Annotated in this window: 14 protein-coding genes; 7 read left to right on the top strand and 7 right to left on the bottom strand. The window is 46.7% G+C overall.

Going from position 1 to position 12,769, the window contains the following annotated elements:
* Positions 1-71: 71 nt before the first annotated feature.
* The 3 genes from JOD82_RS21460 to isdC form a co-directional block, all read right to left on the bottom strand.
* Positions 72-569 carry an NEAT domain-containing protein gene (locus JOD82_RS21460; protein WP_029519186.1) on the bottom strand — a complete coding sequence of 166 codons (498 nt, stop codon included), beginning with the start codon at positions 567-569 and terminating at the stop codon, positions 72-74.
* Positions 570-600: 31 nt separating this feature from the next.
* Positions 601-1,068: an NEAT domain-containing protein gene (locus JOD82_RS21455; RefSeq protein ID WP_029519187.1), complete on the bottom strand. Its 468-nt coding sequence runs from the start codon at positions 1,066-1,068 to the stop codon at positions 601-603.
* Positions 1,069-1,140: 72 nt separating this feature from the next.
* A complete protein-coding gene (gene isdC, locus JOD82_RS21450; protein WP_069012154.1) occupies positions 1,141-1,656 on the bottom strand; it encodes a heme uptake protein IsdC in 516 nt (171 codons plus the stop codon).
* Between the two features lie 398 nt (positions 1,657-2,054).
* Here isdC and JOD82_RS21445 point away from each other — a divergent pair, with 398 nt between their 5' ends.
* Genes JOD82_RS21445 through isdG form a run of 4 tightly spaced genes read left to right on the top strand, consistent with a single transcriptional unit; the run spans position 2,055 to position 5,183 of the window.
* Positions 2,055-3,035, top strand: a complete 981-nt coding sequence (locus JOD82_RS21445) for an ABC transporter substrate-binding protein (protein ID WP_069012155.1) — start codon at positions 2,055-2,057, stop codon at positions 3,033-3,035.
* Between the two features lie 9 nt (positions 3,036-3,044).
* Entirely contained in the window at positions 3,045-4,043 is a 999-nt protein-coding gene (locus tag JOD82_RS21440) for a FecCD family ABC transporter permease (RefSeq protein ID WP_176715747.1), read from the top strand.
* Positions 4,040-4,831, top strand: a complete 792-nt coding sequence (locus JOD82_RS21435; RefSeq protein WP_069012157.1) for an ABC transporter ATP-binding protein — start codon at positions 4,040-4,042, stop codon at positions 4,829-4,831. The genes JOD82_RS21440 and JOD82_RS21435 overlap by 4 nt, the downstream gene beginning before the upstream one ends.
* Position 4,832: 1 nt before the next feature.
* Positions 4,833-5,183 (top strand): heme oxygenase, encoded by a 351-nt coding sequence (gene isdG, locus JOD82_RS21430; RefSeq protein ID WP_029519194.1) that lies wholly within the window; start codon positions 4,833-4,835, stop codon positions 5,181-5,183.
* 121 nt (positions 5,184-5,304) lie between these two features.
* Here the strand turns inward: isdG and JOD82_RS21425 are convergent, their stop codons facing one another.
* The 4 genes from JOD82_RS21425 to JOD82_RS21415 form a co-directional block, all read right to left on the bottom strand.
* Positions 5,305-6,315: an MBL fold metallo-hydrolase gene (locus tag JOD82_RS21425; protein ID WP_029519196.1), complete on the bottom strand. Its 1,011-nt coding sequence runs from the start codon at positions 6,313-6,315 to the stop codon at positions 5,305-5,307.
* Between the two features lie 211 nt (positions 6,316-6,526).
* Entirely contained in the window at positions 6,527-6,637 is a 111-nt protein-coding gene (gene cydS, locus JOD82_RS29805; protein WP_007432143.1) for a cytochrome bd oxidase small subunit CydS family protein, read from the bottom strand.
* Positions 6,638-6,643: 6 nt separating this feature from the next.
* Positions 6,644-7,675, bottom strand: coding sequence for a cytochrome d ubiquinol oxidase subunit II (locus JOD82_RS21420; RefSeq protein WP_029519198.1), 1,032 nt, complete (start codon positions 7,673-7,675; stop codon positions 6,644-6,646).
* Complete coding sequence (locus JOD82_RS21415) at positions 7,672-9,018, bottom strand: cytochrome ubiquinol oxidase subunit I (protein WP_209949906.1); 1,347 nt, start codon at positions 9,016-9,018, stop codon at positions 7,672-7,674. Before JOD82_RS21415 ends, JOD82_RS21420 begins: the two co-directional genes overlap by 4 nt.
* Before the next feature lie 351 nt (positions 9,019-9,369).
* Here JOD82_RS21415 and JOD82_RS21410 point away from each other — a divergent pair, with 351 nt between their 5' ends.
* The 3 genes from JOD82_RS21410 to JOD82_RS21400 all read left to right on the top strand — a co-directional run bounded on the left by JOD82_RS21410 (position 9,370) and on the right by JOD82_RS21400 (position 12,768).
* Positions 9,370-9,924 carry a MarR family winged helix-turn-helix transcriptional regulator gene (locus tag JOD82_RS21410; RefSeq protein WP_029519201.1) on the top strand — a complete coding sequence of 185 codons (555 nt, stop codon included), beginning with the start codon at positions 9,370-9,372 and terminating at the stop codon, positions 9,922-9,924.
* A 91-nt stretch (positions 9,925-10,015) separates the two neighbouring features.
* On the top strand, positions 10,016-11,248 hold the full coding sequence (locus JOD82_RS21405; protein ID WP_069012159.1) for an MFS transporter: 1,233 nt from the start codon (positions 10,016-10,018) through the stop codon (positions 11,246-11,248).
* A 386-nt stretch (positions 11,249-11,634) separates the two neighbouring features.
* Positions 11,635-12,768, top strand: coding sequence for a virulence factor (locus tag JOD82_RS21400; protein ID WP_069012160.1), 1,134 nt, complete (start codon positions 11,635-11,637; stop codon positions 12,766-12,768).
* Position 12,769: the final 1 nt, after the last annotated feature.

Genomic DNA, 12,769 nt, shown 5'->3' with positions numbered 1-12,769 from the left:
TACTCATTTGGAGCATTGAAAGTAAGCTCCAATGAGTATTCAATTCAAAATTATATTTTCAAAAAGAAGCCTTAGATATCGCTGTCGTCGAATTGGAATTGAACAACATAGTCGTGATCGTATGGAATACCACCAGTGTATTCTGCAGGCACACTTACATGCAGTTTAACGTTCAATTTTTGAGACGAGCTAGTTACAGGGAATTCGACTATTCTTGTATCCCCTGATGTGCTTACCACAGTCGCATTCACATACTGACCGTTTTGCTGAGTTTTGAATTCAGTAACCCATGCACTCTTGGTAATAGCTACTCGCACTTTATATTGACCATTCGTAACAATCAGTGTGGCTGGTTTTTTCACATAACCGTTTGTATCCATGTAAGATGGCTGAGTGGTTCCATCTTTATAAACGGTATAAGGCAATTGATACGTCCCATTAGGCAAAGCCGCATTCGCCTTATTGGCAGAAAATGGAGCTAGTACCACAAAAACAAGCGCTGCCATCAGTACAGTAAGCATTACTTTTTTCAAAGACAATTTTTCCATACGATTCATAATCATGTTCATGTTCTTAATCTCCTTTACGTTTTATTTTGGATTAGATTTCGTCGAATTGCAGTTGTACATCATACTTGCCTGTGTAGCCGATTACTGGGATTGTGATTTCAGCGTAAGCATTCACTTTTGCATTCAGATCAGCAACTTCGAATTCCACTACACGAGTGTTGCTAGCAGTATCTGTGCTTACTACAGTCGCATCTTGCAGAACGCCATTTTGCTCTACTTTGAACGTTGTAATCAGATTGCTACTTTTCACAGTCAGACGAACGACATTTTTGCCGTTAGCTACCGTAACCTGAGCAGGCTTCGTCAGGTAGCTATCCAATCGAGAAGTCTCATTGGTTTGATCCTTCAGAACGGTGTAGTCTACGTTGTACGTGCCGTCGGCTGCTGCCGCTTTAGCTGAGAATGGAGCAACAAGTGCAAAAACAAGCGCTGTCATGATCAATGCTACGAATACCTTCTTAAAAGAAAATTGCTCAAAGCGATTCATTACCATATTCATATCTACACACACTCCTCCATTTTTTATGCTTGAATTTGTGTTGATTTTATGAACGATAGAGATGGCTTGAATTTACTTTTTGGAAGATTTAGTTGATTTTGCTGACTGGACGGCTGCTACTTTTTTGACACTTTTGGAATCAAAAGCGAAGCGGATCGTATAGTCATGATCGTAGTTATACGCAGGGACAGTAACATGGATTTTAGAGATTAGCGGGCTGTTCACACTCGTAATTGGAAATTGTACGGTGCGGGTATCGGTTTTGGCATCCTTATGGATGACCTTGGTATCGATGATTTTGCCTTTGTAATCTACTTTAAACCCAGTTGTCCATTCGCTATGATTCAGCTTAATTTGCATGGTCATTTGACCTTTTTTCACATACAACTTAGCTGGTTTTTCAAAATAATCATTAGCCATGGACACCGAGTCATTTTCTGCCTTGAGGATATTGTATTTGAGCGTGTATGTACCATCCGCCAATTTTGGAGAAGCCGCAGCGGCTCCTACAGATGACGAAGTTGGCCAAAAGCTCAGCACACTCACCAGCAGAAACACAGCAATAATTGCAGAATACCCCTTCTTCATTTTGACAGCAGTCCCTCCCCACGAGAATAAACTAATTGATTATCATTCTCAATTGGTAATTTAAAAAAAATAGCTCTTTTCGAGCTTGTCTCCCCACCTCTCTATTCCATAATTTCGCAAAATAAAGTAAACCCATCACCAATATATCTTACACTTTTCGAAAATGTCAATATGTATTTGCGTGTATGAAATCCCTTGATATATGCTATTTTTTAAGAAAAATTTGTAGTTCCTTCTTCTTTAATTCGAATATATCCCTTTTATTTTTAGTTCAAAATTTATTTAAAAATTTTGTTTTTTTAATTGACATTGCCCAGTGATATTCATTATCATTCTCTTATATATAATTGAAAATGATTATCATTATTGTTTAACTCGAAAATTGCAGGAGGAATAACATGAAATCTTATATGTTGTGGTCGTCCGCAGTGCTTTTATTGGCAGTTACCGGATGTAGTAATGGTGCCCCGACCACAGATCATAAACCAACCAGTGCCTCCGTATCTGCCACTTCTGGCACGACAAGCAGTGCAGCCATCCAAGTTACTGATTTTTCAAAACGGACGTTGGCGTTTCAAAAGGTTCCTCAACATATCGTTGCGCTCAGCAATGGCGATCTGGATATTATATACGCATTGGGCGGGACAGCCGTAGGAAGACCCAACTCCAATGGACCTGTCGTCGTACCTGCTGCTGAGAACGTTCAGCAAATAGGCTCCACTCATGAAGTAGATTTGGAGAAAATTACGATGCTCAAACCGGATGTCGTGCTAGGCAATTATCCTATGAATGAAAAAGACATTCCAGCCATTGAAGGAGTAGGTTCACAGCTGCTGCTGACTAGTGCCAATTCAGTTCAGGATATCCAGACACAAATTACACTGTTCGGACAATTACTACAAAAGCAAGCCGGGGCCGTAAAGCTGAACCAGCAAATTGACCAACAAGTAACCAAGCTACAAAAGGAAACCGCTTCTGCCTCCAAACCGAAGGTGTTGCTCGTCTACGGAGCCCCGGCTACGTACATGGCGGCACTGCCGAATTCACTGAGTGGAAACATTCTGGAAGCTGCGGGTGGCTCTAACATCGCCGCTGATTTTCCGGGCCTGCAAAATTTCCCGCAATATGCGCAGCTGAACACAGAACGCATCATACAGGCTGACCCTGACTACATCTTCATCATGACTCATGGCAATACAGAAGATGTTAAAGCTGCATTTATAAAGGAAATGCAGGAAAATGCAGCTTGGAACGGAATCCGAGCAGTTAAAAACAATCAGGTCGAGGTTTTACCTTCAGATCTGTTCGGTACGAATCCGGGCACACGGGTCACTAAAGCGCTGGATTTGATGCATCAAAAGCTGTATCCGGCGAAATAGGCGATGGCGATGAACAAACTACAGCGCGCCAGAAGACGCACCATCGCCTGGATTACCCTTCCGATTCTACTGCTGGCCGTCTCTGTGTACGGTCTAGCCTACGGTTCGGTGTCGATTCCACTTCAAGAAATCAATCATGTTTTGCTACATAATGATGAATCTACATATCGCACGATCCTGATGGATCTCCGGCTACCCAGAGTATTAGTAGGTTTACTGGTAGGAGCTTGTCTTGCAGCTTCCGGAGCCCTTCTTCAAGGTGTCATGAAAAATCCATTGGCTGACCCTGGCATTATTGGTGTATCGGCTGGAGGTGGACTTGCCGCCGTCATTACGATGGTGATGCTTCCCCAGCTTAGCTACCTTCTTCCGATAACCGCCTTTTTGGGAGCCTTTCTGAGCGCAATCGTCATTTATCTGCTGGCTTGGGACCGAGGGGCGTCGCCTGTCAAAATTGTGCTGGCTGGCGTTGCGATCAATGCGCTGCTGGGCGCACTCACCAACGGCGTAATGGTCATGTTCAGCGACCGCGTACAGGCCGTTCTTCCTTGGCTATCCGGCGGATTAAACGGAAGAAGCTGGCATCATCTGGAGTTCATGGCGCCTTACGCCATCATTGGATTAATCGCCTCTTTCTTTGCGATTAAACCTGCTAATTTACTGCTACTGGGCGACGATTCAGCACAGCTGCTGGGCCAGCGAGTAGAGCTTCAACGTATGCTCATTATCCTGCTTTCTGCCCTGCTGGCCGGTACAGCAGTCAGTGTAGCCGGGTTGATCGGCTTTGTAGGACTGGTCGTTCCCCATGTCATACGGCTGCTAATCGGGGAAGATTATCGTTTCCTCCTTCCCCTTTCCATTGTGGGCGGCGGAACGCTGGTTGTTCTCGCAGATACGGTGGCGCGATCCTGGTTTGACCCGATTGAACTGCCTGTAGGTATTTTGCTGGCCGTCATTGGGGCACCGTTCTTCTTAATCTTACTCAAGAAACGGGGGAATTTCGGATGACAGCCATTCAGGGTGAGCATATCTCCTTACAACGTGGGTATTTCAAGCTGGTCGATGTGAATATCACCTTGCCTGCTGGTCAGCTCACCGCGATCGTCGGGCCGAACGGTTCAGGCAAATCCACGCTTTTGCGGATTATGACCCGGTTGCTCAAGCAGGATCAGGGTCAGGTTTCCGTATTGGGCAAGCCCGTGCAGGAATACAAGCGGCGTGATTTTGCCCAGACGATTACAATGCTACCGCAAATGAAGGATATGCTGCCGTTATTGACGGTCCGCGAGCTGGTCGCTTACGGAAGATCTCCTCATGCCAAGGGCTTGAAGGTACGCTATACCGGACAGGACCAGCAAATCGTGGACCATGTCATGAAGATCACGGGTATCCAGCCCTATGCGGATCGGATGTTCCATACTCTATCGGGAGGTGAACAACAAAAAGCGCGAATTGCAATGGCCTTGGCCCAACAAACGGGTATTCTTTTGCTCGATGAACCGACCACTTTTCTGGATATCGCCCACCAATTTGAAGTTATGGATATGCTGCGGCGTATCAATCACGAGTCCGGCTTGACGATTGTTATGGTACTACATGATTTGCAGCAAGCTGCGGCCTATTGTCATCATATGATTGCGCTTAAAAAGGGACGAATCGCCGTTGTCGGCGAACCCCATGAGATTTTGACGTCTGCTTTTCTTCGCGACATTTATGAAATGAACGCTACCATCAAATTTGAGGATGGCTATCCGGTTATTATACCGACCATACCACATCATTCAGGAGGAATTTAATATGGTTATCGTAACAAATACATCTAAAATCACACCGGGCAATGCACATCTACTCATCGAAAGATTTAACAAAGAAGGAAAAGTTGAAAAAATGGAAGGCTTTCTCGGTCTGGAAGTGCTGCTGACTGAAAACACGGAGGATTATGAGGAAGTAACGATCAGTACACGATGGAAAGAAAAAGAGAACTTCCAAGGCTGGACGAAAAGCGAAGCTTTCCGCGAATCCCATAGCCATCGTCAAATTCCGGACTATATTATTGAAAATAAAATCACGTTCTATGAAGTTAAAATCGTTCGTCATCCCATCGCCAACAGCGATTCCTCTTTGGCAAGTGATTCCGAAGCAGTTTAACCCTGCATTATAGCTAAAAACCAAAAAAGGCGGCTCGGCAGGCAAAGTTAATTGTCCGCCGAGCCGCTTTGTTTATCAGGATTTTGCAAAATCCTCTTATATAAGGATGATGTCGAATCTCTCAGATTGTAGTTGAACAGCGACGTCCAATTTTCAGCGTCTCTCCGTGCCCTAGAACATGAATGCGTTCCTTCGCAATACCCATACGCTCACGCTCCGCTTCGAGACGATCCAGCGCCTCTCTTGGCGTATCATCCGCTAGTTTGAAGGCTCCGTAGTGCATCGGAATCATCTGATCTGCGCCGCAATCTACAAACCCTTGCAATGCCTCCTCCGGTGTCACGTGCTGCGAGGTCATGAACCATTCCGGTTCATACGCGCCAATCGGCATAAAGGTCAGGTCAATGGCAAAGCGCTCGCCAATCTCCTTAAACCCACGAAAATATCCAGTGTCTCCCACAAAATACAACGTCGGTGTATGCTCTGAATCTGTATTCGAATGAGGATGAGATTCCGTGACGGACGTGGCAGAGCCAATCACCTGCTGTTCACTTTGCAGAACGTATCCACCCCAATGCGAAGTGTTCGTATCAAACGGCGTGCGTCGTGTCCAATGCTGGGCTGGAACAAATGTAAATCGTACCCCTCCTACCGTAAAATGCTCCCACCATTGCAGCTCATGACAGTTACGAAAACCTTTGCGGATCATTTTTGCCTTTAACCCTGTGGGTACAAGCATCAGCGTATTTGCACGATATAATTTCCGTAAGGATTCTAAATGTAAATGATCATAGTGTGAATGAGACAGCAGAATGATGTCTAGTGGTGGTACATCCTGGATGCGAATGCCGGGCGGGGCCAACCTTTTATCAAAAGCCATACGCTCTGCCCACACCGGATCGGTGATGATATTCAGCCCAAGATACTGGATGAAAAAGGTGGAATGTCCCACCCAGGTGGCTGTCGCCATCTCCCGATTGCTATGCAGAAACTCCAGCTCCGGGGGATGGTTTGGCACAACGAACGTATAATCCTTTATTTTGCTGCGTCGCTCCTGCCGCCATTGTCTGAATTGCTTGATGGTTTTATCGGTATTTACATGATCCATATTGTTAAAGCGAACTTTGGGCATGATGCAGCTCCCTCCCTGATGAACCCGTTCTCCAAAAAACGCAGCGGTTCAATTTAACTATATATTGTCATTCGAGTGTGAACATAAAATGATGCAACATCCTGATCTATGTAAAGTATAATTCAATCACGTCTGTAAAGGAAATTCTGCGATAATACAGCAAAAACAGACCTCCCGGATCAATCAGGAAGGCCTGTTCCACCTGTTGTTGTCAATCTTGTGGATTTTTAAAGCGTGCCGAATAAATAAACAAAAACACAATCGCCACGACGATAATGATAGGTGACTCATACATAATCGTAAAATGCTCGAAAGCAGCCACTCTAACTCACCCTTTCTTCCCTTCATGTCCGCGCACATATTTTGCATCGAACAGAAACAATCTTAATATCAGGATCAGCGAAGGGATCAGCACCAGCAGACCCGCAACAAACGCCGTAATCAACGCATACGCCATCGTAGAATTTGTAAAGCTGTCGTAGACATTAATGTAGGGATACAGAACATACGGGAGATGCGAGCGGCCGTAGCCATACCAGGCAAATGCAAATTGCAGCATCACCAATATGAACGAAACCCCTAGATGCCGCCGCTGCCATACCAGATAAACTGCTCCCGCAAAGCATATGAAGGATGCGACAAACATCCAGGCTATGTTCAGCATATTGGTAAAATGATCTGGATTTTGTTTGTTAATCTGAAAAAATGCGAGCAGACTCGCAACAATCGTTGGACCGCTCCAAAGCAGTGCATATCCTCGTACGATTTCAAAAGCGACCTTGTCTCCTGCCCTTTTGGCATAATAGGCCAAAAACATCGCCGAGATATACAGTACGCTTACCAACGCCAGAAAAATAACCGCCCACGTGTAGGGATTGCTTAATAGCTGCCCCCATTGCAGGTGCACACCTGTACTGTTCTCCACAATAATGCCGCCTTCCGATATAGCGAGGACCGTCGACAGTGCCGCCGGAATCAGTAACCCTGTCGCACCGTACAACGCCATGTAGACGATATTATTGGTGCCGGAATGCCCATACGTATTGTATGCATAATACACTCCCCGGATGGCGAGAAGTACAATCGCAATACTGCCGGGAACGAGTAACGCCGTACCATAGTAATATGCCGCATCCGGGAAGAACCCGTTTAATCCCACCACAAAAAAGATGAGAAATACGTTTGTTACCTCCCACACCGGGGATAGATACCGTTGAATAATATTGTGGATTTTGTTCTGGTGGCCTGTTAACACACTGTAAAAGCTGAAAAACCCTGCACCAAAATCAATAGATGCTATAAGCAAATATCCGAACAGGAACGTCCACAAAATGGCGATGCCTACAATTTCATAGCTCACTTACCATCAGCCCCTTCCAGGCCGAGCTGTCTTATCTCTTCCACCGCATCCTTATTGCGAAATAGCTTGCTGAGTACCTTAATGGCCGAGAAGCACAACACCAGATACAAAATAACAAACAACACCAGCATCCACCCAACACTCGTAGAAGTGGTTGCTGCTTCGGACACCTTCATATATCCGCGTAAAATCCACGGCTGTCTACCGACCTCCGCGAACATCCATCCGAGCTCAATAGCTACCATCGCCATCGGCCCCACCAGAATGAGCGCCAACAGCAGCCATCTGGGGTATGGTTTGCGACCTGGCAAACGCTTGCGGATCAGATACAACAGCGGAATGACGAGAATCAGCACCCCTGTGGTGATTTTGAGGTCAAACATATAATGGATAGACAGGGGCGGACGCTCATCTACGGGATAATCATTTAATCCCTTGACCTCCGTACTGGGCAGGTTCCCGGCCAACACACTAAGTGCATAAGGCACTTTCAGGGCATATTTGATTTCACCGTTCTTATCCATGTATCCGCCATATACGAAGGGCGCGTGCGTCATCGTATCAAAATGCCATTCGGCGGCGGCCAGCTTCTCCGGCTGATATTTGGCCAGAAATTTACCGGATGCATCTCCAATCATCACTGTACTGATGGCACTCACAATGGTACAGGTGGCAGTGAGCTTCAGCGCCTTTTTAAAATAAGCGTGATTACGTCCCCGCAGCATACTGTAAGCAGCCAGTCCCATCAGCACCCCAGCGCTCAATGTATACGAGGAAGCCAGTACATGAGAAACTTTGGTCGGCGTAGCCGGATTTAGCATGGCCTCGATGGGATGAATATTTGTCATGACTCCATTTTTGAGTGTAAAGCCTTGAGGTTGGTTCATGAACGAGTTCACAGTCGTAATAAAAACCGCTGATGCAGATGAGGCAATCGCTACCGGGATGAGCAGCATCAGGTGAAAATATTTGCTTTTAAACCGATCCCAAGTATACAAATAGATGCCCAGGAATATAGCTTCGATGAAAAAAGCAAACGTCTCCAAAAACAGAGGCAGTGCAATCGCTTGTCCAGCCACCCGCATAAAGGTGGGCCAAAGCAAGCTGAGCTGCAAACCAATGGCGGTACCTGTAACGACACCCACGGCAACGGTAATGACAAACCCTCGCGCCCACCGTCGGGCCAGCAGGGTATAATGCGGATCACCAGTTCGCAGCCCGCGCCATTCTGCTAGTGCAATCATTAAGGGTACGCCGACGCCGATAGATGCAAATACGATATGAACAAACAGGGTAATTCCGGTCAGCATCCGGCTTAGTAATACAGGGTCCAGTGAAGACAAATGGGTTTCACTCCTTCATTTCACATTTTAAACATCGCGGATCACTCTGGATTACCAACTAAGGAGTCAAGCGAGCTATGCTTTTAATTACGGCATATAGCATAATGGCCGCAATTACTATACATACAATAATGAGCGTTCTTTCCTGCTTGCGGAACATAGGAACGCCTCCTTCACTTATCTATTGGCGCATTTTGGTAACCTATTCACAGTTTGGTTCATTCTGTCGAGTTTTAACCCTGCTTCTGCATTGAATGTAGCAGTATTTCTTTTTAGATATTGTTTTATGCATTTCAATACGCTATATTGATATATAGTTAGATAACCTAATTATATGAAAAGAGTGAATGTATGCCACCAAAACAAAGTATGCGGGACACCGTCCAGCAACCTCTTCCCCGTCTGGGTCCAGAACCTTATCTGGAGCTAATGGATCAAACTGCTCTTGCAGAAACGAATCGACAACTCGCCCGTATTGGTCTCTTCTTGCTATGGACGGGTGATAATACGCTCGACGCAATAGATTTGGATCTAGCTGCTTATGGCCTGACAGAGAGTAAGCTAGATTTATTGTTGCTGTTGACACTACACCAATCCCAGGCTCAGATGAGCCCTTCAATGATTGCCGACCGTCTGGGAATTCGTCGTGCATCTGTTACATCTCTCCTAGACTGGACAGAGCAACGAGGCTGGATTATCAGAGAACATAATTCCTCAGATCGACGCAAAATTCATGTGCGCATTACAGAAGGGGGATCTCATCTTGTACAGCAAGTGCTTCCTGTATTTTGGTCTTCCTGTGCTTCTCTAGCGAGTATTTTGGAGCCTGAGGAGCAGGTCGTTTTTTCGCGGATTATAGAAAAAATCCATCATCATATGGAAAACAGATTGGGGGTGGGCAGATAAATTTTTTTTAAACATATAATTAGGTTACCTAATATATTTAATTTCGTGTATTACCAAGCCACTTATTTTATGATCAAGGAGTGTTCAATTGATGAGTAAATTACGAACCAATCATACCGTTATACAGAAAGAAAATGTGGCTCTCCCTTATGCATGGATGACTGTAATCCTATGCTGGTCAGCGGTTGCCGTTATGTCCAGCCTGTATGTGACGATCCCTTTGGTCCCTCTTTTTGCTAAAGTGTTTGGAAAAACGCTTGCCGAAGCAGCCCTACCGGGCAGTATCTTTTCCTTAGGCTTTGCGGCGGGATGTCTTGTTTATGGTGGATTGTCTAACCGCTTTGGACGAAAGCAGGTTATCGTCATCGGACTGCTCGCATTAACGATTATTTCGTTATCCATCAGCTTAACCAGTCAATATTCTGTATTAGTTACACTGCGCTTGCTTCAAGGTTTGGCTGCAGCCACCTTTTCCCCCGTTGCTCTCGCATACGCCGTCGATATGTTTCCGGCCGAAAAACGGGTAACAGCTATCGGCTTTATCAGCACCGGTTTTCTAGTAGCGGGTATTGCTGGTCAGGTATTTAGTATTGTCATTAGCGAACAAATGGGGTGGAATACGGTATTTCGGATGCTAGGCATTTTGTATGCAATTACCTTCCTAATCGTCCTTTTTTTCCTACCTAAAACCCCCTCCCCTCAACGAGATGTTCGCATTTGGGCAGCTTTCAGTCAGTTGGAGACCGTTCTGCGCTCGTATCCTTTATGGTTAAGCTACACGGTTGCTTTTGTTCTCCTGATGTCCTTTGTGAGCATGTATACGGTTTTGGGTAACTATCTTGGCGGCCCTGAATTTGGCCTGAATAGCCGACAGATGCTTTATGTCAGATCCGCTGGTATCATCGGCATGCTCCTTTCACCATTCGCAGGAAAGCTAGCCCAGAAATACGGTGTGCACCTTATATTACGTACAGCTCTTATTCTTTCCATTCTGAGTTTGGCGCTGATGGGAATGACACACTCTCTTATGACTATCGTGGTGTTGAGTGTATGCTTTGTCAGCGGCATTGCCCTGAGTGTTCCTTCACTCATAGCAATCGTCGGCCAGCTCGGCGGTGCAGCGAGAGCTATAGCTGTCTCACTATATACCTTCATCCTGTTTGCCGGTACAAGTCTAGCTCCTATGCTCTCCATTCGTTTGATGGGGAATGGCGGCAATCAGATGACTACATTTATGCTGCTGGCGGCAGTTCTGTCTGTGGGATTTATCGCCTCCCTGCTCATTCGCAGCCACCAGAACGATCCGCTGAGGCGGAATGCATAAACAGCATCAAACTATAAACCGAATAAAGATACCTATAGTGCCACTGCGCATTCGGATGCTACTTCCCATCGCCACCGCCCCCGGATTTCTAGAATAAGGCCTATGATTAGGGTAAAAATCCGGGGACCAAAGCGACCGCTACGCTTGTACAGCACCATTCCGCCTACTCCGTTTTCATGTTAATTTTCCGAGTTCGGCTTATATAGCATCCTGTTTTTATTAAAAAACCTCCATATTCATCAGACATGTTTACCTGAATTAGTGTGAGATATGTCATTGTGTTTTCCTCGGAAACGCCAACTTCTCTTTGGAGAGATTCGCAGAATGAGTTACAATACAGATAAGATATATATGGAGAACTTTTGAACAGGAGGCTGTACTGAGCTATGAAAATAACATCTATCGAGCCAACTCCCAGTCCGAACACCATGATGCTGCATCTGGATGAGCGACTGGAAGCGGGTATCCGCAGAACATATACACGGGACAATGAGCGTTCCGCTCCCCCATTTATCCGGAGCATGTTGGACATTGAAGGGGTCAAAAGCGTGTTTCACACAACCGACTTCGTAGCCCTTGACCGCAAAGGGAATGCAGATTGGTCCACCATTCTGGGTCAAGTCCGGGATCAGCTAGGCGAGGAAGGCGCTGACGCCAATTGGGATTTGCCAGAGGAAACCTCTGGAGAAGCATTTGGCGAAGCACAGGTCTTTGTGCAATTTTTTCGCGGCCTTCCTATGCAAATCCGAGTCAAGGCAGGGCAGCAGGAGGAACGAATTTCCTTGTCCGACCGATTCGTGCAGGCCGTTACCCGTGTAGCGAGTGCAACGCTGATTAAGGAACGCAAGCTGAGTGATTACGGCGTCCGCTATGGTGAACTGCCGGACATTGCACGTGAGGTTGAGCAGGAACTGGAGGCAGCCTTTCCACAAGAGCGGCTGGAGCAGATTATCCAACAAGCGATTGCCCACGGTGCAAACAACAGCGAATTCGTGGAGGAACGCCGCGAGTGGAGTGATGCCGAGCTGGAGCAGGCCCTGCAGCACGGGGATTGGCGCACACGCTACGCTGCGCTGGATCGGCTGGAACCGACGCCCGAGCATTTGCCGCTTATCCGGCAAGCGCTGCATGACGATAAAATGCAGCTGCGGCGGCTGGGCGTGGTCTATCTGGGCGATATTCGCTCTCCGGAAGCGATGGAACTGCTAGCCGAGGCGCTGCGCGATCCTTCAGCGGCAGTACGCCGCACCGCAGGCGACACGTTGTCGGACATCGGCGATCCGGTCGCTACCAGTGCAATGATCGGAGCCCTGTCGGATAGCAGCAAGTTGGTACGCTGGCGGGCGGCACGTTTTTTATACGAGGTGGGAACCGAGGATGCGCGTGATGCGTTGGAGAAGGCGGTCGATGATCCCGAATTCGAGGTCAGTCTACAGGCTAAAATGGCGCTGGAACGCATCGAATCAGGCGAACAAGCCGCGGGCACAGTTTGGCAGCAGATGGCCAAGCGGAACTCTTAAT

Origin of the sequence: Paenibacillus sp. 1182, from assembly GCF_017833915.1 — a bacterium.
GTDB classification, from domain to species: Bacteria; Bacillota; Bacilli; order Paenibacillales; family Paenibacillaceae; genus Paenibacillus; species Paenibacillus polymyxa_D.
This window is presented reverse-complemented; position numbering and strand designations above follow the sequence as displayed.

Coding starts and splice junctions, on each gene's coding strand:
- JOD82_RS21405 (WP_069012159.1), top strand. CDS start 10,016: ATGAGTAAATTACGAACCAATCATACCGTTATACAGAAAGAAAATGTG.
- isdC (WP_069012154.1), bottom strand. CDS start 1,656: ATGAAGAAGGGGTATTCTGCAATTATTGCTGTGTTTCTGCTGGTGAGT.
- JOD82_RS21440 (WP_176715747.1), top strand. CDS start 3,045: ATGAACAAACTACAGCGCGCCAGAAGACGCACCATCGCCTGGATTACC.
- JOD82_RS21445 (WP_069012155.1), top strand. CDS start 2,055: ATGAAATCTTATATGTTGTGGTCGTCCGCAGTGCTTTTATTGGCAGTT.
- JOD82_RS21425 (WP_029519196.1), bottom strand. CDS start 6,315: ATGCCCAAAGTTCGCTTTAACAATATGGATCATGTAAATACCGATAAA.
- JOD82_RS21455 (WP_029519187.1), bottom strand. CDS start 1,068: ATGAATATGGTAATGAATCGCTTTGAGCAATTTTCTTTTAAGAAGGTA.
- JOD82_RS21410 (WP_029519201.1), top strand. CDS start 9,370: ATGCCACCAAAACAAAGTATGCGGGACACCGTCCAGCAACCTCTTCCC.
- JOD82_RS21460 (WP_029519186.1), bottom strand. CDS start 569: ATGAACATGATTATGAATCGTATGGAAAAATTGTCTTTGAAAAAAGTA.
- JOD82_RS21400 (WP_069012160.1), top strand. CDS start 11,635: ATGAAAATAACATCTATCGAGCCAACTCCCAGTCCGAACACCATGATG.
- JOD82_RS21435 (WP_069012157.1), top strand. CDS start 4,040: ATGACAGCCATTCAGGGTGAGCATATCTCCTTACAACGTGGGTATTTC.
- isdG (WP_029519194.1), top strand. CDS start 4,833: ATGGTTATCGTAACAAATACATCTAAAATCACACCGGGCAATGCACAT.